Source organism: Spirochaetota bacterium (assembly GCA_038043445.1).
In the GTDB taxonomy this organism is placed as follows: Bacteria; Spirochaetota; Brachyspiria; order Brachyspirales; family JACRPF01; genus JBBTBY01.
Genome location: JBBTBY010000134.1, coordinates 1 through 20,855 on the forward strand (window position 1 = coordinate 1; position 20,855 = coordinate 20,855).

The window sequence follows — 20,855 nt, forward strand, 5'->3', positions numbered from 1 at the left end:
TTGTCTCGAAGCTCCGCAGTGCGGCAGAATGGTTCCTGCTCGATGTCGTAAGCAGATACTTCACAAGCTATGGGCGCGTCATCATGGTCATATTCTGCATCTGGTTGGCCGCCGCGGCATTCTACACGGCGGGGAGCGCATTTCCCTCACTCGGCATCGGGGGGCTCCTCTACGGTACGGAAAAACCGCTCAGGGAGATGGCCATGGCATCGGGATATCCGCCGCTCATCTATATCTTTTCGAAGGCGCTCTATTTTTCCATGGTGAGCTTCACTACCATCGGTTTCGGGGATTTCAATCCCACGGGGATCATTGCTTTTATCGCCGCGCTCGAGGGGTTCTCCGGCATGCTCCTTTCGGCATTGCTTCTCGTCGTCGTCGCTCGACGGATAATATGGTAGGAGGGGCTGTGATGATCGGCTGCGATCGTTGCGATCTCGGCACTGGTGCGGTATGGTGACGGGGGAGCTATCATGAAGCCGATATTCGATCAGCTGATCGTTGCGCTGAAGTTCGTCGTCAAGTATTTCTTCTATTATCGCGTGAGCCCGAAACGCTTCGAGGTCCGCGCATCCTCCGTATCGCGCGATATGGTCAGTGTCGTCATACCCACGCACGGCGTGCTCCCGCTCGCTCGGCGCTGTATCGAGAACGCCATCCGTCATGCCGGGCATGAGCGTGTCGAGTTCATCATCTACAACAACAATGCCGGCGATGATGCCGTGAAATTCCTCTCGCGTTTCCGGAAGGATAGAAAGGTGCGTGTCATGCACAGTCCGGTGAACACGGGACTGAACGCATATCATCATGCCTTCAAGGAAGCGCACGGGAAATACTTCGTGGCGCTCGATCATGATGTGATACGGTTCCCCGAGGGCTGGCTTTCGGCGCTGCTTCATGATTACCGGCGGATACCCGCGGTAAAATGGCTTGCCGCGGATGTCATCGGCGACCGGTATACCGACGGGGCGAAATATCCGATGTGGACATATCAGCGCGTGAAAAAGGACGGCCTCTCGCTTCTCTTCGGCGCCGTCGGCGGCTGGTGCGCCATGACCGACCGTGCCCTGTATGAAGAGACCGGCGGTTTCTCCCATTTCCCTGACCAGGTCTATTTTCTCCACGATAAATACTATATCAGGAAGCTCATGCTCAAGGGATATAAGATCGCCATTGATGAACGGATACCGGTGTATCATGCCCGCGGGCTTTCAGAGCGCATCATGAACGATGCGAATTTCCGTGCTGAATTCTTCCGCTATGTCGATTCGCTCGATATCCGGCTCAAGGGTTGATGCCATGGAGCAGTTCAGGTTCTGGTTCTCGATCGTCACCGTTCTGGTGAGCGTCGCATCGTTCGCATCCGCATTGCTTCTCTATCCGCGATATACCACCGCGTATTTTCGATACTATCTCCTCCTGCTTGCCTCGGCGCTCGTGTTTTTCCTCATCTTCGCCGTCGCCTTCTTCGTAAAAAAGTTCATACCCTCGCCGCCCGCTGCTTCGCATGTCGAGCTCATACTCATGGCATTCTCGCTCAGCGCCACGATATTCGCCGCACCGCAATTCGTGCTCACGCTCATCGGCAGGGATGTGAAGAAGCGCTACACGACGATATTCCTCCTCATCGCTATCGCGCTTTTCCTCGCCATCGTGGTGCCGTCGATAGCCGGTTTCATCCGCGGCACGGAATGGATCACCGTGCGCATTATCGATGTCCTTGTGCGGCTCTTCTACTGCGGCTGGTTCGTCGGTGCGCTTTTCCACGCGCGTGCGCTCGCCGCCGATACATCCAAACGCCCGATGCTCTATTTCGTCGCAGTGAGCGTATTCGTGCTGCCGTTCGCCGTCGTCGAGGAAGTGCTCGCCCGCGGCGAATATGCGGCGTATCTCTACGGGGCATATCTCCTTCTCTGGAATCTCGGCATGCTCGTGTATACGGTCTCGTTCTTCTACGCGCCGATACCCTCCGACGGCGGAATGACAAAGCATTTCATCGCGCTCTATAAATTGACCGATCGCGAACAGGAGATAATCCGCGCGCTCGTGAAGGGGAAAAGCTCGCGCGAGATAGCGCGTATGCTCAGTATCGCCAAGAAGACCATCGACGGTCACGTGTATAATATCTACCGCAAGTGCTATATCAGGAATCGGGTGGAGCTTATGCTGTTGATAAAGGAGAAGGCGAGCCAGCGGTAGCGCGTAGCGCATAAAAAATGCCACATCTTCCCCGTCGCGGCCGCCGGAGGCGAAACCCCTACTCGAACTTCTTCAGCGCAAGCGTCGCATTATGCCCGCCGAAGCCGAAGGAATTGGAGAGCGCGTATTTAATGCCCTTTACTTCCTGCGCCTTGTTGGGCACATAATCGAGATCGCATTCAGGATCGGGGTTCTCGAGGTTGATCGTCGGGTGAATGATGCCTGTCTGGAGCGTCTTCACGCAGACGATGGCTTCAAGTCCGCCGGCGGCGCCGAGGAGATGTCCCGACATCGATTTCGTCGAGCTTATCTTCACTTTCTTCGCATGGTCCTTGAGCGCGCCTTTGATGGCCTTTGTCTCTCCCGGATCGCCCTTGGGCGTCGATGTGCCGTGCGCGTTCACATAGCCTACGTCTTCCGGGTTTATCTTCGCCTGCTGCATAGCGAATATCATCGATTTGCCGGCGCCCATGCCGTCCTCGCGCGGTTCGGTGATGTGATGTCCGTCCGATGTCATGCCGCAGCCGACGACTTCGGCGTATATCTTCGCGCCGCGTTTCTTCGCATGGTCAAGCTCTTCGAGCACGAGCACTCCCGCGCCTTCGCCCATGACGAAGCCGTCGCGGTCCTTGTCGAACGGGCGTGAAGCCTTGGTCGGCGCATCGTTGCGGGTGGAAAGCGCACGGAGCGAACAGAAGCCTGACAGGCCGATCGGCAGTATCGCCGCTTCGGAACCGCCGGTAAGCATGACATCCGCTTCGCCGCGTTTGATGATATGCATCGCCTCGCCGATGGAGTGATTGGACGTGGCGCATGCCGTTGATATCGAGAAGTTCGGTCCTTCAAAACCGTATTCGATGGAAACGAGCCCCGGCACCATATTGGTGATGAGCATGGGGATAAGGAAGGGGCCGACGGCGCGATGTCCGCGTGCGATAAGGTTCTCATGCTCTTTGCTGAACGTCCAGAGCCCGCCGATGCCGCTGCCGATAAGGACGCCGTAGCGCGTGGGGTCGCCCTCGACCGTGACGCCGGAATCCTTCATGGCATCGCGGGCGGCGAAGAGCGCGTACTTGATGAATTTATCAAGACGGCGGATCATCTTCTTGTCGGCCATGAGACCTTCATCGCTGAAGTTCTTAAGCTCGCCGGCGATGTATACGGGGTATCCCTGTTCCTTGGGATTGAAGTTGCTTTTGATCTCATCGATACCGGACACGCCGTTGATGAGATTGTTCCATGATTCGTCCACCGAATTGCCCACGGGGCAGGTAAGCCCCATGCCGGTGATGACAACTTTTCGTTCGCTCATAGAGTACCTTCCCCGCACTGATTAAACATTGATGAAATGCGCCCTACCGGGCGCACACATAAAAAAGAGGATAGGGTTCATCACTCTATCCTCTTTTTACATTTCGATCAGTAAAGCCTAAAGCCTACTTCTTGTGTTCTTCGATGTACTTGACAGCGTCGCCGACGGTCTTGATCTTCTCGGCCGCTTCGTCAGGGATCTCGATGCCGAACTTCTTCTCAAGTTCCATCACGAGTTCCACCGTATCGAGAGAGTCGGCACCGAGGTCGTCGACGAACGACGACTGCTGCGATACTTTGCCCTCATCGACGCCAAGCTGGCTGACGATGACTTCTTTGACGTCTTCGAAAATACCCATTGATTTCCTCCCGGGTGTTATTTATAGAAATGCGACTATCGTCACATTACCATGCCGCCGTCTACCGGGAGCACGGTCCCGGTTATATACCGTGCCATCGATGAGCAGTAGAAGAGCACCGCATCGGCCACTTCTTCCGGCTCACCGTATCGTCCGAAGGGGATGACGGCAATGAACTTGTCCGTCACTTCCTTCGGGAGCTTTTTCGTCATATCGGTATTGATGAAGCCCGGCGCAATGGCATTCACGGTAATGCCGCGCGAGGCCACTTCTTTCGCTGTGGTCTTGGTAAGGGCGATAACGCCGCCCTTGGAGGCGCTGTAATTCGCCTGTCCGGCATTGCCCATCATGCCGACGACGGATGCGATGTTCACGATGGAACCGCTTTTCGCCTTGAGCATATGGCGTATGACCGCCTTGGTGCAGTTGAAAACGCCGGTAAGGTTGATCTTGATCACCAGATCCCAATCCTCATCTTTCATGCGCATCATGAGTGTGTCGCGGGTAATACCCGCATTATTGACGAGCATGTCGATAGTGCCGAATGCCGCCACCGCCTGATCGACGACTTTCTCGGTATCGGCTGAATTCGATACATCATGCTTGAACGCTACCGCTTTAACACCGTATTTCGAGGCTATTTCCGCGGCTGTCGTCTTTGCCATTTCATCGTTGACGTCAGTGATGACGATATTCGCGCCCTCATGGGCGAGCTTTTCGGCGATGGAGCGGCCGATGCCCCGTGCGCTGCCGGTCACGACTGCCGATTTGCCTTTTATTCCGAGGTCCATAAGCTACCTTCTTCGTTGGTTGATCGTGTGACGGACGGTTTTATACTGGAATGGGCATTTTGTCAATAGCCCGCCCGACCCCCCTCTATCCCGCCCGAGAACGGCCGTGCCGTTCTCCTTGCATTTTTTCGTTTCTAGCATAAAATCCTTACCCAATCATGCATTGATCGAATGCCGGAGACGCCTCGGCCGTTTATGCTTGAATCAAAGGAGACTGCATGCTTCAGGTGATCGACAAGGTTAAGAAAAAGCATATTTTTGAAAGTGTCGCCGCTGCGACGAAGGATGAGGCCATCGCTGTTATTGCCAAGCTTATCGCCGCGGCCACCGATTCCGACGAGAAGAAGATAGCCACCGCGCTTGCGGACCGCGAGATAGAGGAAAGCACTGGCATCGGCAATTCCATCGCCATACCCCACGGGCGCATCAAGGGGTTCGGGAAGACCGAGATATTCATCACCCTTCTTGCCAATGAGATAGACTTCCAGTCGCTCGACGGGAAACCGGTGAAAACGGTGTTCACGCTCGTTGCCGATGAGGGCGATGCTGACGATTACGTTGCCATGCTCTCGCAGACGATATTCCTCATCAGCCAGCGCGATATCATGGAAAAGATCGCATCTGCCAGGACCGCCGATGACGTCATGCAGACGCTTGCCTCCGCGAAAGAGCTTGAAAGCAAGTACGAGAACGAAGGCCAGATAAAATACCTCATCGAACTGCAGCGAGCCGATTCGCAGCTCTATGCCTATGAGCTCTGGGAATCGACGCAGAAGGAAAAGAACGAGACGATACTGTACGAATACAAGAAATACAAGGAAGCCCTGGAAACGAAGATAGACAAGGATATGCTCGATCAGTACAACCGCATCAAGGAAAAATACAGCGGACGGGCGCTTTCGAAAATAGAGCAGGGAACCTGTTCGGCATGTCATATCACGATACCGAAGATGACGGTCAATGAGGTGCGCCGGCAGAACCGCATCATCGTATGTTTCAACTGCGGGCGGATACTTTTCACGCACTAGAGGGGGGCATATGCGCTTACGCATTTTAACAGGAGTGCTCATCGCGTTCTCGCTTGCGGCGGCACCGCGCTCCACGATGTCGGGCTTCCACAATTATCCGAATCCCTTCAAGGCGTCGGATACGGCGACGACGTTCAAGTTCAGCTATTCAAGCCCGTCGCTTTCCAAGGTCATCGTCACGGTCTTCAATCCGCAGGGGAAGCAGCTCTATACCGATACCATTGCGACGAATATCACCGCAAGCCCGTTCACGTTCCAATGGCGCGGCGTCGATGACAAGGGCGCCATACTTGCGCCGGGGCTGTATCACGCAAAATTGGACATACGCACACAGGATGGTGATACGCTCACCGCATATACGAAAGTGGTAGTCAAGTAGGGGGATGGATATGCGATTGCGCATTATCGTTTTTGTAATTACCGCATCGGCATTATTCCCGGTCGGCGGCAGCATGATCCGTGAGCGTTCGGTCGATGGTGTCTCATCCGTCCGCGACCTCGGCATGGGCGGCGCATCGGTAACGCTTGCCGACGACGCGAGCGCGATATTCTCCAACCCGGGACTTATGCCCTACATTTCGCGCACGTGCTTTACGTTCACCGTCGATCCGGGTCCCATAGAGGCGAATGGGGATTACCGCGGTCTCGGTGCGTTCGTTCTCCGCGACTCCGACATGGAATGGGCCATCGGCGTCGGCGCAAAGGGCGACATGACGCTCGATGTCCCGCGATATAATGATTCCGACGTTGCGCTCGCACCGTACAATTACGGCGATTTTACCGCTTCCATCGGCGGTGCGTTCAGCGCCTATGAGACCTATATCGGCATCGTCGCGAAAGGCTACTATACGATGATAGACGCCGGGGAAACGTATTGGGGCGCCGCGCTCGATGTGGGTATCGCCCGTTCGATATTCCTCAAGGGGCTTCTCCTCGGCGTTGCCGTAAAGAATCTCGGCGTCTATTACAACAACGCGTTCTTTTCGCTCGACACGAAGATAACCGCCGGTATCGGGTTCCGCTCCGAGGGGCGCTTCGCCATCGGGTTGAACCTCACCTATGCGCTCCCGTCCACCGATATCGATTTCGCCATCGGCGGCGAGTACCGCGTCTATTCGTTCGATGCGAAGACGACCGCGACGAACGAGGAGTATCTCGCCCGCGGCGTGTACGTCCGCGTGGGGATGAACCGCACATCGCCGTCCATCGGGCTTGGTATCTATATCTGGCAGGTGCGTCTCGATTATGCGCTCTTTACGGACAGCTATACATCGATCGGATTGAATCATTCGTTCGGACTGAGCTTTCTGCTCTGACAAGGAATACGCTATGACTGCACACGGTACTGCTCACACGTTCGGCGCGCACGTGAATACGGACGAGATAATCCCGGCGCGCTATCTCAATTCGTCCGATCCTGCCGAACTTGCGGCGCACTGCATGGAGGATGCCGATGCATCCTTCGTGAAGAAGGCGAGACCGGGCGACATCATCTGCGCACGGGAGAATTTCGGCTGCGGCTCGTCGCGTGAGCACGCGCCGATAGCGATAAAGGCCGCCGGCATCAGCTGTGTCATCGCCGAATCGTTCGCGCGCATCTTCTACCGCAATGCGATCAATATCGGGCTTCCCATCCTCGAATCGAAGGAAGCATCCGTCGATATCGCCTCGGGGGATACGGTCACCGTGGATTTCGACGCCGGCACGATACGCAATGTCACGAAGGGCCGGGAATACAAGGTCACCTCGTTCCCGCCGTTCATGCAGAAGCTCATCGCATCAGGCGGCCTTATGAACTATGCGAAAGCGCGCTTGAAGGCGTAGCCGACGTGCCGGAAGAACTCCTTACCATACTGCACGCGAGCGATATCCATATCTCACCGAAGCGTCCGGAGTTCACCGAGAACTTTCGCGCGGTGATGCGGTACGCCAACAGGATAAAACCCGACATCTTTCTCATCACCGGCGACCTCATCGAGAACATCAAGGAAGAGGAATTCCGTTTCTATCGCAAAGAGACCGAAGTGATAGAGATGGAGACGTGGGCCGTCCCCGGCAATCATGACCTTGGGAACAAGAAAAGCGTCGCCGGCTGGGTGACGCATGACAGGCTCTCGGCGTATCGGCGTACGGTGGGAGAGGACCGCTGGCATAAGGTGAAGAACGGCGTCCATTTCATCGGCTACAACAGCGTCATTCTCGAGAGTGGGTACCCCGAAGAGCGTGAGCAGAACACCTGGCTCATGCACGAACTGGATGCCGTGCCGAAGGGTGCACCGCTCGTGCTGTGCACGCATTATCCGCTTTTCATCGGTGATCCGAAAGAGCATTCACCGGAAGTGAAATACTGGACGGTCGATTCCCCCTCGCGCGAGAAATTCCTTGCTATCATCAAGGAGCGCAAGGTGCTCGCGTATCTCTGCGGGCATCGGCACATACCGCGGAAGAACCGCTATGCGGACACCGACTGCATCATCGCGCCGTCCACTGCGTTCAGCCTGGGGGATGTGCGCGAGAGCACCGCGTTCAATATGGTGAAGATATATGCCGATCGTATCGCCGTCGAAGAGATATCCATCGCATCGATACTGCATTAAGCGAAAGCGCTGAGGAGTTGTGCCGTGAACCCCATTATCGCACTTATGGCCAAGGAAAGAATTTTATTCCAGAGCGGAGGAACGGTCCGGAAGAACAAGGACGGCGGTGCCTATACGCTCGGGGATGCGTGCCTCTACAGGAATTCGATGTATCGCAGGGGTCCCGTGCTCTATTGCATCGGCCGCGTCGGGACACAGAAGGACCTCTTCCTCGCATCACACACAGCGTTCACTTCAGCGTTCACCGGCGTCATGACGCATGAGAACGATATACACCTGCAGACCGTGCGGATGACCTTTGAGAACTCGCTCGTGCTCCGAAAGCTCTTCCCGTTCACCGCGCCCATATCGCTCCGCACGAAACGGACCACCATCGGCTGCGGCGACCGCTTAGGTCTTGCGACACCCGGTCAGCTTGCGGCGATACGCAATTTCGACGCGTACCCGGTGCTTGCGCAGCAGTCGATACGCGAACTTACGCTCACCAAACGCACGTATCGCGATGTTACGGCCGCGGCGGCATTCCTCGTCTTTCAGTCGGGGTATGAACGCGGCTACGGCGCGGACGGCGATCACTTAAAGACGCTTGCGGACATCGATACCGCGCTTGCGGCCGGCATGCCGATGATAACCCTCGATCTTACGAACACGATGAACCCGGATGCGGTGTCCTGGAATGCGAGCAGGATCGGCAATGAATTCGACAAGCTCCCGGATGCGGAACGTGCGCGTATCATGAAGACCTATGCCGGGAGAATGTTCGCCGTTCCCGGCGAGAAGATATTCATCACGGAGACGGAGGCGAAACGCTGTGCGCTCATGTACGGCAAGGCGATATCGTTCTCAAAGGAAGTGAACGATCACATCAAAGCGAAGCGCGGGAACAGGTACGATCTTGAGATAAGCATCGATGAGACGACGGCGCCCACGCTTCCCGAGCATCATCTCTTCATCATACGCGAACTGCGAAGGCAGAAGGTGCTCGTCAATTCGCTCGCGCCGCGCTTCATCGGCGAATTCCAGAAAGCCATCGACTATATCGGCGATGCCGCCGAATTCGACCGGCAGTTCCGCATGCACTCTGCGATAGCGAAGGCCAACGGCAATTACAAGATATCCGTCCATTCAGGGAGCGACAAATTCGCCGTCTATCCCTCGGTGGGAAAATATACGGGCGGACGCCTGCATCTCAAAACGGCGGGCACGAGCTGGCTTGAGGCGGTGCGTACTATCGCCGCGAAGGCCCCTTCGCTGTACCGCATCCTGCACGCGAAGGCGTTCGCATACGCGCCGGAAGCGTTGAAGCTCTATCACATCACCGCCGATTTCAGGAAGATACCCGACATCGCCGGGAAAAGCGACACGGACCTTCGTTCGTATCTGGACATGAACGAATCCCGCCAGCTCATCCATATCACGTACGGCGGTCTTCTGAACGACCCGGCCGTGCGCGATGAATTCTTCTCGGCGCTCGCGCTCTACGAAGAGGCGCATTACGGTTTCCTCGCCGCGCATTTCACGAAGCATCTCACGCTCCTCGGTGTCCGCAAACGCTGAGCGCACGTGTGCATGCTTGTGCACTCACGCACGTGGGCGGCGCTCGGGGCAACGGCTTGCAAAAACCGCAACACGCATTATAATCGGGTTGTCAGTCGCATGATAGCCTTTGCGCGCGGCATTCACCGGGAGTTCGTATATGGATCTGGCAGAATTTGACGTACTTGAGAAAAGCATTGTCCATCTTATCGATGAACTGAAGGCGGCGAAAGAAGCCGATGCCGACCGCGGCGCCGAGGTCTCATCGCTCAAAACGAAATACGATCATACGATCAGGTCGCTTGAGGCGAAGATCGATGCGCTTGAGACCGAGAACAAGTCGCTTCGTGAAGAACGCAACACCATGGAGAAGCAGCGCAACATCATCAAGAAGCGCCTTGACGATATCATGGGGAAGATAGAGGTCGCCAAGGACAGCATTGAGGCGTCGGCCAAAGAGAAGGGAAAACCGAAATACACGCAGATAGAGACCATTGACGGTACCGATATAAGCGAGGATGAACAGCTGAGCGAACCGGTCGTTGCAGCGGAAAAACCCGTGCAGCGGAAAGCGAATACGCCAGCGCAAGCGCTTGCGCATTCACCTGCGCATTCGCCGGTTCCCTCACCTGAGAAAAAGCGTGATGTATCGGTGCCCGTCGCAGCGGTCGAAAAAACTGCTCCGGTGACCACGGTGAAACCCGCGGAGGTCGTATCGCTTACCGATGAAGAAGACCCGTTCACCGCGGCCAAGGACGATTCCTGGGAGAAGCTCGATGCCGCGGAGAAAGCAGCGCCGGTGGCCGCTGTAGCGGACGATGACGATGAATACCTCATCGGCAATGAAGACGATGAGAGCGAATCGTTCTGGCACGATGAACAGAAAGCCTGACCGTATGCGGAGGGCATTGTGACCGAAACGAGCGTCAAGGTCGAGATATTCAATACGACCTTTTCCATACGCTGTACCGATGAGGCCGATCGCGATTATCTCATCTCGCTCTCAAAATACGTCGACCGCAATATGTTCGAGATCGCACGCAAGGGGAACCTTTCTGATACGACGAACATCGCCATACTGACGGCGCTCAATATCGCTGATGAGCTCAAGCAGGAACAGATGAAACGGGAAGAATCGTTCTCCAAGCTCCGTAACCGCACCCGTAAGCTCATCGAGCTTATCGAAGAGGTCAAGGACGAGGATAGCTGATGCTCTACTGGCTCCTCTATCCGCTGAAATCAGAGATATTCGCGTTCAATATTTTCCGCTATATCACCTTCCGCTCGGCGCTCGCCGCGCTTACCGCGCTCATCATCTCCTTCGTTGTGGGGCCGTTCCTCATACGCGCATTGCAGCGCTTTTCCTTCGGGCAGGTGATACGCTCGGACGGGCCCGCGTCGCATCAGGGGAAGAAGGGCACGCCGACCATGGGCGGCGTACTTATCGTGTTTGCGGTCATCACCGCTACCGTGCTCTGGGGCAGGCTCGATAATATCAAGATAGTATTTCTCATGGTAGTCATGGTCATTCTCGCCCTGGTGGGATTTCTCGATGATTATCTCAAGATACGCTTGAAGAACAGCAAGGGGATTAACGGCTGGTATAAGCTCGCGGCGCAGGCGGCCATCGGTCTCGGCATCGGTCTCTTCCTTTTCTTTTTCGACAGTACGACCGCGCTCGTGTCGATGAAATTCAACGAGATATCGAAGACGCTCGAGGTAGCGCAGGTGACGGGCATCCCGTCGACGACGCTCTTCATCCCGTTCGTGTCCGAGTGGCATTTCGACATACGCTGGCTCTACATACCGTTCTCCATGCTCATCGTCATGAGCACGAGCAATGCGGTCAATCTCACCGATGGCCTGGACGGGCTCGCCATCGGTCTTATGATATTCATGGCCATAGCCTATTCGGTGTTCGCCTATGTCGCGGGACATATGACCGCGTCCGGGTATCTCCTTGTTCCGCATATACGCGATGCCGCGGAGATAACGGTCTTCACCGCGTCGCTCGTGGGGGCGGGGCTCGGCTTCCTCTGGTTCAATGCGCACCCGGCCGAGATGTTCATGGGCGATGTCGGATCGCTCTCGCTCGGGGGCGTGCTCGGGGTGATAGCGATATTCCTCAAGCAGGAATTCCTCCTTGTTATCGTCGGCGGGGTGTATGTCGCGGAACTCGTCTCGGTCGTGATACAGGTCGTTTCGTTCAAACTGCGGAAGAAGCGGGTCTTTCGTATGGCCCCCTTGCATCATCACTTCGAGCTGTCCGGCTGGCATGAGTCGAAGGTGGTGCTCCGGTTCTGGATAATCGGCGCGCTCCTCGTGCTCATCGGCATCGCCACGCTCAAGATACGCTAGTGCATGATAGAGATCATCGGCATCGCTGTTCTTATCGCGGCCAACGGCGCGTTCGCGCTCGCTGAGTTCGCGTTCGTATCCGCACGCCGTGAAGTGCTCGAAACGTTCGCGTCGCAGGGCGACAAGCGTGCTCCCCGCGTGCTTGCGATGATGAACGAACCGGATAAATTCCTTTCGTCGATACAGGTGGGCATCACGCTCATCGGCATCATTGCGGGAACGGTGAGCGGACTGACACTCGCCGGGTCGATCACCCCCGTGTTCGCTGAGCTGCCCATCGTGGGTGCCTGGTCGGCGCAGCTCTCACTCGTACTCGTCGTGTCTCTCGTCACCTATTTCTCGATATTGTTCGGTGAGCTCGTGCCGAAGACGATAGCGATACGTAACCCCGAGAAGACCATCATGCGTCTTCTCCCGTTGCTCGCGGTGTTCTCCGTTATCACGTATCCGGCGACCGCATTCCTTTCCGTCTCGACGCGATTTGTCCTTCGCATCATAGGGATATCGATGTCCGGCATCGATGAGAGCGAGGACCCGATAAACGAGATACTGGGCATCGCGAAGATGGCAGCGGTCAAGAACAAACTGTCCAGGGAGCAGGCGTCCATCATCGCCAATGCCATGCGCTTGAAGGACCTTACCGTCCAGTCGATAATGGTCAGGCGTGAGGATATGAAAGTGCTTTCCACGGTGATGACACTGCAGAGAGCGCTCATCGAGGCGCATGTCCATCACCACACGCGTTATCCGCTCATCCATGAGAACGACCCGCAGACGATAATCGGCTATGTGAATTTCAAGGACATCGTCAATGCGCTCCGTATCAACCCGTCCTCGCCGTCGCTGAAAAGCATATGCCGCCCCGCAGTGTCCGTGGGACCCGCGGAGCGGTTAAGCGATGTCCTTAAGCGTCTTATCAAGGCGCATCAGCACATCGCCCTCGTGCGTTCGCCCGATGGCGCTCCCCTCGGGATGATATCGCTTGAGAACATACTCGAATCCATTGTCGGTGACATTCAGGATGAATACGATATGCTCCCCGAATTCTTCTATACGATAACGCCCACACGCTGGCTCGCCGGGGGCGGTGTGCAGCTTGCCGCGCTCAAGAAAGTATTCAGGGAGCTGCCCGATGAACAGAAGACGCTTGCATCATGGATCGCCGAGATAGCGAAGGGCACGCCGAAGGTGGAGCAATGCCTCATGTATAACGGGCTTACCTTCTTTGTGCGCAAGATGAGCCGATCGCAGGTCAATGAAGCGATCATAGAACGCGCGGGGCCGGCGAGGGAAATAAGACCGAAAATGCCGTCGTATGCGGCAGCGCGTACGGGATCGAAGAAGTAACGGCGTGGCGGCCGCTCCCACGCGAAGCCCACACCCTTGAAAGTTCCCCCGTTCCGTTATATCATCCCAGCATCATTGACGTTCGGAGTGTAATCATGTGTAAATTGATCCCCCCCTCGCTCTTCTTCGGAGGCCTTCTTATCCTCGCCGGTATACTCTTCATCGTGAAGAACTATGTGTCGTTCCGCATACCGGTGTTCAGCATCCTCTTCGCGCTATTCCTCATCTGGCTCGGCATATGTCTGCTCGTACGCTCGCCCGAGTCTGCGCGCATCGCTGCCGGCGGTGAGCGGTCCTCGATATCGTTCCGCGACGAGCGGCTTTCGTTCGACGGCAGGGAGATAAAGAACGGTTCGTATGAGGTCGCCTTCGGCCAGTACATCGTCGATATGAAAGGGTCGAAAGTTGCGAAAGCGGGCGCCACGATAAGGTTTTCTGCAACGTTCGGTAACATGGAAGTTAAGCTTGCCAAGGATATGCCGGTCAGGATAACCGGTTCGGTCACCTTCGGGAATATCGTAGCGGTGGATAAACAATCGTCCGGGATAGACGGTAAGTTCGTGTACGAATCACCGAGCTACAAGGGATCGTCGGCCAGGCTTGATATCATCGCGGATTGCACGTTCGGCAATCTGCGCATTGAATAACGAAGAACGCTATTTTCTGAACAAACGCCCTATCGCGGCAAGTATCCCTTCCTTCGCGTGTTTCGTTTTTTCTGCGGCGTGTTCTGCGGATGAGCGAAAGACGGCGCTTGCTGCGCGTGCGGTGCCGGCAACGTTCTCTACCGTTCCGCGCACCGCGTCGATGCTCGTTTTCAGTCCGGCTGCCTCTTCGCGCACCATTGCAGAGACCGCGGCGGCATTCTTTGCGACGGATTCAGCGGACGCAAGGATCGACTGTATCTTCTTTCGCGTGCTGAAAAATGCCGTGAGCACGACGATGATGAGCACCAGGAGGAACAGCACCAGAAGCGATGCCATCGCCGCGCTGGAAACGGCTATGACGGTGAGCTGCGTGATATAGGCGGGTATCTCGTTGGTGATGCCGTTCGTCATGCACCGGCACCTTCGGCATCATCGGTCTTGTTCTTGCGGGCGAATTTTTCCTCGACGGCATGTTTCCCCTTCTCGTAGAATTCATGCGCCTTGTGCTGCACGGCTTCCTTCCCTTCCTGATACATATGCGATACCTTCTCTTTACCGCGTTCATAGAGCTCATGCGCCTTCTCCTTGCCTTCGGCGTACAGGTGCTCAGCGCCTTCACGGCCGCGGTCATAGAGCTCTTCCGCGCGTCGGCGCAATTCCTCGCGCGTCTCACGCCCGGACTTCGGTGCGAAAAGGATGGCAAGCGTCGCGCCGACGACGACCCCTGCGACAAATGAGAAAAATCCATGATCCGAATGTTCGCTCATACCGTGCTCCCTCGGCGCTCAGCGCCGTTCGATGATTACTGATGAAATACTATCCAATAGCGCGGATTTGTCAACCATTGCACAGGCGTAGCGCTGGCATTGCACAGGTCCCAAATCCTCACATAAGGGAAAAGAGAAACCACTGAGGTCACGGAGAAAATACCGGAGGAAGAACGATGAAAATGAACAATTTCAATCATAAGGTGAAACCTGCTCTGAATTGTTTTTTTTTGTTCTCCTCTTCATTCTCTGTGCCCTCAGTGGTTTTGTTTTCTTACGTGATATATCGAGCAGGTGCACAGGGTCACGGCTATTCGTCCCTGAGTCCCGCAAGCACATCGTCCTTCATGAAGCGTGATGCCGCTAGAGCTATGGAGCACATCCCCGTGAGCGCAGTAATGAAGATGAATGCGATGATGGGAATGACAGGTATTTCCTTCGATGCGAGGGACGGCAGCACGGCGATGACGGCGGGGATGGACCCCGCGGCAAGTCCGAGAACGAGCAAAAATGAATATTCGGCGATGAGGAGCGATATGATGGTGCGCGGCGGGCATCCATTGGCACGCATGACAGCGAGCTCGCCGCGGCGTTCGGCAAGCGCACGCGCTATGAGTGCCGCAAAGGCTGCCGTGCCGAGCACGAGACCGAAACCGCCGAGCGCGAGGAAGAGCGAGAGATACGCATGTTCGACGGCGGCAAAATATCTGAGGCGATCGATGGCCGGCATGACATCAGCGCCGAGGTCGCGGAGGGAATTCGCAATGACGCGGGCGGTCTCGGCGCGTGTGCCGACAGGAGCGTCGACGAGGAACATGCGCCGTGAGGCGGAAGGAAAATGGCGTGCAAGGGGGCGAGCATCAACGATGATATTGCCCTGGAGTATCGAGTTCGCAATGACACCGACTATCCGTACGCGCACGCTTCTCCCGCGATCATCGATGTAGGGTATCTCATCGCCGAGCTTTTTCTGTATACCCCAGGTAAGCGTCGTTTCATCGGCTATGCCGGGTATCACATCGGCTTCCGCGTAAGCGAGCGTATGCCAGGGATGCATGCCGTTCGTGCGTCCGCTGACGATACGGATGAATCGGAAAGCATTGCGCTCTGCGAATTCATCCGGGATAACTCCGATAAGACGCGGGCGTTTTACGCGATTGATGTTCCGGCAGCTTGCATCATCCCCTGCGGTGACCGAGAGCGCCACGAAGCGCACATTGCTCATGGATGGATCATCGAGGGCGAGCTTTGCGCGTACCGACGGTGCATTGAGATCGTCCCCGGATGCGGCCGCTGTCTCGATGAAGAGGCCGAAACCGCCGGTGCCGCTTTGCCTGCTCTCGGGATCATGCTCATCCATGCGGCTTGCCGAAACGGCGACGACAAGGAAGACGCCGATGGCGATGGCGGTGATGCTCGTGAGGCTCATCGTCCTGTTGCGCGTAAGCGACCGGGCAACGAACATGAGGCGGCTTCGCATGGCGCCGTGCCCTGCAATACGGCGAAGCAGGAGCGCGATCGAGGTGAGCGCTGCGGTAAGGAGCAATGCCCCCGCCGAGAAGAAGAACATGACGGCGTATCGCGAGGTGGTGACGGCGTTCAGTATCGCAAGCAGCAGTGCCAGAGCCGCTGTTGCGATGGATACGGTCTTAAGGAGAAATCCGCTCTGTGCTTTGCGCATCGAAAGCGCGGATGATGCACGCGTGCTGCGAAAGAGTATCATCGTCACGGGTATGAGCGACGCAAGTATGGAGATGACAGCGCCGAGGGCTATCGTCACGGGCGGTACGGCAAGCGATATCATCGTCCCGCCGGCCGCATCGGAAAAGCCGGCATTGAGGAGCGCGATGAGCACGGCATCGTAGGCAATGGCGATGAAGGAGCCGGGGATGGCGCCGAGCACGGCGAGAAGGAGCGCTTCCAGCATCATGCGCTGATAGATGCGCTTCGGGGGGAAGCCGACGGCGGCAAGTGTCGTTAATTCTTCCTTCCGTCGCGAAAGGAGAAGCGAGAAAAAGAGTCCGGTGAGGAGTAATGCCGATGCGATGACGAATGCGCTTAAGCCGAGAAAGAGCGATCCGAAGTCCGTCGATGCGCGTGCGTCGGCGCGTTCCGCGGCAAGATCGCGCGTGATGATGCCCGCATCCGCCGCGGGTATGCGTGCTATCGTTTCGAACACGAGCGATGCTCTCTCGCGGGGGAATCGTACCGCCGTAAGCGATCCGAAATCATTGGCCCACATCTCCTCTGCCTTTGCGAGCGTAACGAAAAGCTTCGGCGTTCCGCGATGTTCCCGCCAGTAGTCCTCGTCGCGGTCGCGTACGCGTGAGAGGTCAACGGGCATGCCCGGCGTCCATGTCCGGCACGATGTCGAATCCGCGAGCCCCGGTATCCGAGGCATGAGCGATGGGTCATCCGCCGCTCCGGATATCGGCACGATGCGCTCGACGATGAATGCATTGGTGCGTTCCACGAGCTTTCGCTCGGCAAGGGCGTAATAGGTCACGGTGACTTTTTCGCCGACGGCGGCACCCGTGTCGCGTGCGAGCCATTCATTGATGACGACGCCATTGTCCCGCGTGACCGTTATATCCGGCGAGTACGCGGCGAACGAGTAGGGTGTTGTCATGTGCCCGCGTATGGCATTGACGAAGTAGCCGAACACCGGGCGTCCGCCCGCAGCCAGGAGCGCATTGCCGATGAGAGGCGGGAGAAATATGCGCGGGGTCGATACTTCGATAGAGCCGCGCTTGTTCGTTGCGACTATGAGCCCTTTGTCCAGAGGGGAAGCCGTCTGCAGGGCCGTCTCAAGTGCGTTCCTTGTTGTGTGAAGCAATATGATATCGGCCGCATCGTTCCTTCCGATACGCTCCGCCAATTCGGTGCGGCTGAAGAATACGGCACCCTTCGGGGGGGCGTCTGCGGTGAGCGAGAACGATCCGAATTCATCGGCGGAGAGTATGCGTGCTATCGTGACCCGCCGCCGCTCCACCGGTTCATCGGTAGCACCGAACGTCACATCCGACGCGAGCGCTGCCGGTCTTTCAATGCGAACGACTATCTCGTCACCCGACTTCACGGCAAGGTGCTCTGCGAGCGTTCTATTGATATATACCGAATCACGAGCGGGAGCGTCGAGCGTTTTCCGCACGAATCGGAAAAAGGCATCGTCGATGCCGTAGATGCGAACGCGTGATGTGGTCTCTCCGCCGCTGCTTGATGCACTCCCTGCGCGGGAGAGAATGGCCGCACCATTATTGCTGCGTGCGATGTCCCCTGTCATGAAATGATCGGGCGAAACTATGGCATGTGTTGCGTTGCCCAGGCGCTGTTCGCTCATCGCGCGAAGTGTTCCGCTCACGCTTTCCCCGACCACGAGCGCGCCGGTAATGAGCATGGCGGTGACGGCGGCCGAGACGATGACGGCCGCGGATGAGAGGCGCGAATGGATTATCGCGCGGAGTGCTATCGTGGCAAGGCGCATTCCTGTTCCCTGGTGCTTACATTAATTACGAGTGTTGACGGAATTGTATGCTTACGGGATGCAATGTCAATGAATGCTTACGGCAATTTTTCCAGATCGTCAATATCACGGGGCCGTCCGGTCGCACGCCTGTTTTACCTGGTCTTGTCAAGTGAAAATACGGTTTTCTCGAATCCATGAGGGCGGTATGCCATATGCTGGGTCATGAGTAAAGCCGCGGGGGCACTCACCCACGGCTATGCCGTTCAGTACAGGAAACCGAAAAGCCAGAGCGGGATGATCTTACTGCCTGCGCCCGATTCGATGTCATCCAATGCGAGGAATGCATCCTTGGTGTTCCTGATCTGTTCGAACCCTTTGTTTTTCCCGCCTATCTCGAACAGGTATCGTCCATCCACGAGAAAATCCCCCGTCTTTGGAAGTGTAAGGGCGTGCTGCGGCGAGATCGCGCTCGCAAAAAACGTTTCACGGATATTCCCCTTGTTCACGGCATGCTCGCCGCCGATAGCATATGCCTGATTCGTATTGTTGAGGTATATCTTTTCAGGACGTTCCAGCGCACGCAGACCTTTGCCTGCACCTGAAAATGTTCTGATCAATCCGGCATCTTCCAGATACTTGAGATACATCTTCAGGGTGCGCTCATCCCCGATATCCAAGAGCTGTTTCAATGCCTTCAGATCGGGTGTGAAAGGGACCGATCGTGCAATGATAGACAGCAGCTTTTTTATCCTTTTCACGCTTGCACCGGTGATCGACGGCTGAACTGCAACAAGATCGTTCTCCAAAGTCGTATGCATTTGCTGCTCAAGCGTGATGTGGAACAGTTTTGTATCGTTGATCTCGTTAAAATACGGGTAATAGCCTTGTTCCCGATAGTTCCGGAAAAGCGCCAGAATGGTCTTGTGCTTCGCTCGGATCGTTTCCAGTATGGTATCGACCGCTTTGGCGTGTCCGGTAATGATACTCTCGAGCGGTACGGTCGGCAGCGTGCAGCCGAGAGATAATTCACTATACTCTCGAAAAGACATTCCCTGCATATGGGTTACGACCGCACGCCGCGACAGGTCATGACTGCCGCGGCCGATCTCGAGGGAGGAACTTCCGGACGCGATAACAGTAAGCGTTGGAAATGTATCGTATATGCTTTTAAGCTCCCGCGACCATTCCGGATACTTATGTATTTCGTCAAAACAGACGGTTTCTCCGCCGAGATTACGGAACTCTTCGGCTATCTCATAGAGCGACATTCCCCCGACCAAAAAGTGGTCCGCCTGGACGAAAAGTATTTTATCGCTGTTTTTGTCCTTATATTTCGACATGAGGTATTGGGCGATAAGCGTGGTCTTGCCGACCCCGCGCTGTCCAAGAAGTATGGAGAACCTGGATGTGAACGGTTTCTCATGGAACAATGCCCGCCGGTAGGGGCGGTTGTGTATCCTCAGCAGATCACGGCTCAGGGGCAGCAACGGTTCGATCATACCTTCTCCGGCGATAGGAATGCGTTACTAATATATAATATATTCGATAGTAATGCAATACTATCGAATATATGCGTCTTTCCCAGAAAAAAGGCAGCCTGCAGATGCTGAGAAAAAGCAGCGGGATAGATATAGAAGATGGATAATACCTCAGCCCTTGGCGCGAGCCAAGAGGGCGACTCGTGCTACGGGTGAGTTTTTTCAGTGCAAAAAAAAAGAGCGGGAACAACCTCCCGCTCTTTCTGTCCGTCGTTGTATTCTCTAGGGCATGTTCGGCAGTATTGAAATACTATCGATCACATAAGTACCCGATCCGAAATTCTCATTTACGAGAGTGATCTTATCAAATAAGGTTCCTGCAGTGAAAGCGATATTAGCTTTAGTAATGCCGTCAACTTTCACTGTGGCTGAACCTGCTTTTACATCTATATTGACTACCTCTACTGTAAGAACAGCGCCTACAAATCCAGTATGAATATAAGTGCCCGGATTAGGACCAAAACCTGCATTCAGTATATATCCTTGGTCATATTTAAAAGTAAGCATGTCAGGATTGGCAGCAGTTCCAAGTTTCACCATTACATTATTCGGTGCTGGAGTATTTGTAAGACCGACCTGAAACTTCAAATATTTATACGCCTGCGAAGGAACGAGGTGATGCATAACCTTAAGGCCACCGCCATTCGGGATAAGCGCCAGTTTGTTCGCTCCGATGACAAAAACACCGGTATCTCCTGCCCAATTATTTCCTGCAGGGCCATCGGCACGGGTGAAGTTATCTATAAAGGATGTAGTACTCAAAGGGTCATTCGGATTTGTTCTCAGCGAATCATCCTTCATATCGATACAGCCCGTAACTATAAGCGCAACACATGCGGTCAAAGACAGTATTATCTTTTTCATGGTCAACTCCTTAGAACCGATACGATACATTGATCGCAGCACCGTCA

General features: G+C 55.6%; 22 protein-coding genes. 14 read left to right on the plus strand and 8 right to left on the minus strand.

Annotated elements, in window-relative coordinates; translation table 11 throughout:
• From AABZ39_17880 to AABZ39_17890, 3 genes are all read left to right on the plus strand, one after another.
• Positions 1–401 (plus strand): ion channel (locus tag AABZ39_17880; protein ID MEK6796651.1); only part of this gene is annotated, 401 nt, incomplete at its 5' end.
• 72 nt (positions 402–473) lie between these two features.
• Positions 474–1,295 (plus strand): glycosyltransferase family 2 protein, encoded by an 822-nt coding sequence (locus AABZ39_17885; GenBank protein ID MEK6796652.1) that lies wholly within the window; start codon positions 474–476, stop codon positions 1,293–1,295.
• A 4-nt stretch (positions 1,296–1,299) separates the two neighbouring features.
• Complete coding sequence (locus tag AABZ39_17890) at positions 1,300–2,199, plus strand: helix-turn-helix transcriptional regulator (GenBank protein ID MEK6796653.1); 900 nt, start codon at positions 1,300–1,302, stop codon at positions 2,197–2,199.
• A gap of 58 nt (positions 2,200–2,257) precedes the next feature.
• On the opposite strand, the gene fabF is transcribed toward AABZ39_17890, so the two are convergent.
• The 3 genes from fabF to fabG all read right to left on the minus strand — a co-directional run bounded on the left by fabF (position 2,258) and on the right by fabG (position 4,660).
• Positions 2,258–3,511 carry a beta-ketoacyl-ACP synthase II gene (gene fabF / locus AABZ39_17895; GenBank protein ID MEK6796654.1) on the minus strand — a complete coding sequence of 418 codons (1,254 nt, stop codon included), beginning with the start codon at positions 3,509–3,511 and terminating at the stop codon, positions 2,258–2,260.
• Positions 3,512–3,635: 124 nt separating this feature from the next.
• Positions 3,636–3,869, minus strand: coding sequence for an acyl carrier protein (locus tag AABZ39_17900; protein MEK6796655.1), 234 nt, complete (start codon positions 3,867–3,869; stop codon positions 3,636–3,638).
• A gap of 41 nt (positions 3,870–3,910) precedes the next feature.
• Positions 3,911–4,660 (minus strand): 3-oxoacyl-[acyl-carrier-protein] reductase, encoded by a 750-nt coding sequence (fabG, locus tag AABZ39_17905; protein MEK6796656.1) that lies wholly within the window; start codon positions 4,658–4,660, stop codon positions 3,911–3,913.
• A gap of 218 nt (positions 4,661–4,878) precedes the next feature.
• Here fabG and AABZ39_17910 point away from each other — a divergent pair, with 218 nt between their 5' ends.
• The 11 genes from AABZ39_17910 to AABZ39_17960 all read left to right on the plus strand — a co-directional run bounded on the left by AABZ39_17910 (position 4,879) and on the right by AABZ39_17960 (position 14,173).
• A complete protein-coding gene (locus AABZ39_17910) occupies positions 4,879–5,688 on the plus strand; it encodes a PTS sugar transporter subunit IIA (GenBank protein MEK6796657.1) in 810 nt (269 codons plus the stop codon).
• A 10-nt stretch (positions 5,689–5,698) separates the two neighbouring features.
• Positions 5,699–6,067 (plus strand): hypothetical protein, encoded by a 369-nt coding sequence (locus tag AABZ39_17915; GenBank protein ID MEK6796658.1) that lies wholly within the window; start codon positions 5,699–5,701, stop codon positions 6,065–6,067.
• A 10-nt stretch (positions 6,068–6,077) separates the two neighbouring features.
• Positions 6,078–7,004, plus strand: a complete 927-nt coding sequence (locus AABZ39_17920; protein ID MEK6796659.1) for a hypothetical protein — start codon at positions 6,078–6,080, stop codon at positions 7,002–7,004.
• A gap of 13 nt (positions 7,005–7,017) precedes the next feature.
• Positions 7,018–7,512: a 3-isopropylmalate dehydratase small subunit gene (gene leuD / locus AABZ39_17925; protein ID MEK6796660.1), complete on the plus strand. Its 495-nt coding sequence runs from the start codon at positions 7,018–7,020 to the stop codon at positions 7,510–7,512.
• Between the two features lie 5 nt (positions 7,513–7,517).
• Entirely contained in the window at positions 7,518–8,285 is a 768-nt protein-coding gene (locus AABZ39_17930) for a metallophosphoesterase (GenBank protein ID MEK6796661.1), read from the plus strand.
• A gap of 24 nt (positions 8,286–8,309) precedes the next feature.
• Positions 8,310–9,842 (plus strand): tagaturonate epimerase family protein, encoded by a 1,533-nt coding sequence (locus AABZ39_17935; GenBank protein ID MEK6796662.1) that lies wholly within the window; start codon positions 8,310–8,312, stop codon positions 9,840–9,842.
• 139 nt (positions 9,843–9,981) lie between these two features.
• Positions 9,982–10,713: a hypothetical protein gene (locus AABZ39_17940; protein ID MEK6796663.1), complete on the plus strand. Its 732-nt coding sequence runs from the start codon at positions 9,982–9,984 to the stop codon at positions 10,711–10,713.
• Positions 10,714–10,731: 18 nt separating this feature from the next.
• Positions 10,732–11,031, plus strand: a complete 300-nt coding sequence (locus tag AABZ39_17945) for a cell division protein ZapA (GenBank protein ID MEK6796664.1) — start codon at positions 10,732–10,734, stop codon at positions 11,029–11,031.
• A complete protein-coding gene (gene mraY / locus AABZ39_17950; GenBank protein MEK6796665.1) occupies positions 11,031–12,179 on the plus strand; it encodes a phospho-N-acetylmuramoyl-pentapeptide-transferase in 1,149 nt (382 codons plus the stop codon). Before AABZ39_17945 ends, mraY begins: the two co-directional genes overlap by 1 nt.
• 3 nt (positions 12,180–12,182) lie before the next feature.
• Entirely contained in the window at positions 12,183–13,526 is a 1,344-nt protein-coding gene (locus AABZ39_17955; GenBank protein MEK6796666.1) for a hemolysin family protein, read from the plus strand.
• Positions 13,527–13,621: 95 nt separating this feature from the next.
• Positions 13,622–14,173 carry a LiaF domain-containing protein gene (locus tag AABZ39_17960; GenBank protein MEK6796667.1) on the plus strand — a complete coding sequence of 184 codons (552 nt, stop codon included), beginning with the start codon at positions 13,622–13,624 and terminating at the stop codon, positions 14,171–14,173.
• A gap of 9 nt (positions 14,174–14,182) precedes the next feature.
• Here AABZ39_17960 and AABZ39_17965 read toward each other — a convergent pair whose 3' ends face one another.
• The 5 genes from AABZ39_17965 to AABZ39_17985 all read right to left on the minus strand — a co-directional run bounded on the left by AABZ39_17965 (position 14,183) and on the right by AABZ39_17985 (position 20,808).
• Positions 14,183–14,584: a hypothetical protein gene (locus tag AABZ39_17965; GenBank protein MEK6796668.1), complete on the minus strand. Its 402-nt coding sequence runs from the start codon at positions 14,582–14,584 to the stop codon at positions 14,183–14,185.
• Positions 14,581–14,940 carry a YtxH domain-containing protein gene (locus tag AABZ39_17970; protein MEK6796669.1) on the minus strand — a complete coding sequence of 120 codons (360 nt, stop codon included), beginning with the start codon at positions 14,938–14,940 and terminating at the stop codon, positions 14,581–14,583. The genes AABZ39_17965 and AABZ39_17970 overlap by 4 nt, the downstream gene beginning before the upstream one ends.
• Positions 14,941–15,250: 310 nt before the next feature.
• Positions 15,251–18,424 (minus strand): ABC transporter permease, encoded by a 3,174-nt coding sequence (locus tag AABZ39_17975; protein MEK6796670.1) that lies wholly within the window; start codon positions 18,422–18,424, stop codon positions 15,251–15,253.
• Positions 18,425–18,669: 245 nt separating this feature from the next.
• Positions 18,670–19,905: an AAA family ATPase gene (locus tag AABZ39_17980; GenBank protein MEK6796671.1), complete on the minus strand. Its 1,236-nt coding sequence runs from the start codon at positions 19,903–19,905 to the stop codon at positions 18,670–18,672.
• 261 nt (positions 19,906–20,166) lie between these two features.
• Positions 20,167–20,808 (minus strand): hypothetical protein, encoded by a 642-nt coding sequence (locus AABZ39_17985; GenBank protein MEK6796672.1) that lies wholly within the window; start codon positions 20,806–20,808, stop codon positions 20,167–20,169.
• Positions 20,809–20,855: the final 47 nt, after the last annotated feature.

Coding starts and splice junctions, on each gene's coding strand:
- fabG (MEK6796656.1), bottom strand. CDS start 4,660: ATGGACCTCGGAATAAAAGGCAAATCGGCAGTCGTGACCGGCAGCGCA.
- AABZ39_17915 (MEK6796658.1), top strand. CDS start 5,699: ATGCGCTTACGCATTTTAACAGGAGTGCTCATCGCGTTCTCGCTTGCG.
- mraY (MEK6796665.1), top strand. CDS start 11,031: ATGCTCTACTGGCTCCTCTATCCGCTGAAATCAGAGATATTCGCGTTC.
- AABZ39_17970 (MEK6796669.1), bottom strand. CDS start 14,940: ATGAGCGAACATTCGGATCATGGATTTTTCTCATTTGTCGCAGGGGTC.
- AABZ39_17960 (MEK6796667.1), top strand. CDS start 13,622: ATGTGTAAATTGATCCCCCCCTCGCTCTTCTTCGGAGGCCTTCTTATC.
- AABZ39_17920 (MEK6796659.1), top strand. CDS start 6,078: ATGCGATTGCGCATTATCGTTTTTGTAATTACCGCATCGGCATTATTC.
- AABZ39_17955 (MEK6796666.1), top strand. CDS start 12,183: ATGATAGAGATCATCGGCATCGCTGTTCTTATCGCGGCCAACGGCGCG.
- leuD (MEK6796660.1), top strand. CDS start 7,018: ATGACTGCACACGGTACTGCTCACACGTTCGGCGCGCACGTGAATACG.
- AABZ39_17985 (MEK6796672.1), bottom strand. CDS start 20,808: ATGAAAAAGATAATACTGTCTTTGACCGCATGTGTTGCGCTTATAGTT.
- AABZ39_17965 (MEK6796668.1), bottom strand. CDS start 14,584: ATGACGAACGGCATCACCAACGAGATACCCGCCTATATCACGCAGCTC.
- AABZ39_17900 (MEK6796655.1), bottom strand. CDS start 3,869: ATGGGTATTTTCGAAGACGTCAAAGAAGTCATCGTCAGCCAGCTTGGC.
- AABZ39_17975 (MEK6796670.1), bottom strand. CDS start 18,424: ATGCGCCTTGCCACGATAGCACTCCGCGCGATAATCCATTCGCGCCTC.
- AABZ39_17885 (MEK6796652.1), top strand. CDS start 474: ATGAAGCCGATATTCGATCAGCTGATCGTTGCGCTGAAGTTCGTCGTC.
- AABZ39_17910 (MEK6796657.1), top strand. CDS start 4,879: ATGCTTCAGGTGATCGACAAGGTTAAGAAAAAGCATATTTTTGAAAGT.
- AABZ39_17980 (MEK6796671.1), bottom strand. CDS start 19,905: ATGATCGAACCGTTGCTGCCCCTGAGCCGTGATCTGCTGAGGATACAC.
- AABZ39_17940 (MEK6796663.1), top strand. CDS start 9,982: ATGGATCTGGCAGAATTTGACGTACTTGAGAAAAGCATTGTCCATCTT.
- AABZ39_17890 (MEK6796653.1), top strand. CDS start 1,300: ATGGAGCAGTTCAGGTTCTGGTTCTCGATCGTCACCGTTCTGGTGAGC.
- fabF (MEK6796654.1), bottom strand. CDS start 3,511: ATGAGCGAACGAAAAGTTGTCATCACCGGCATGGGGCTTACCTGCCCC.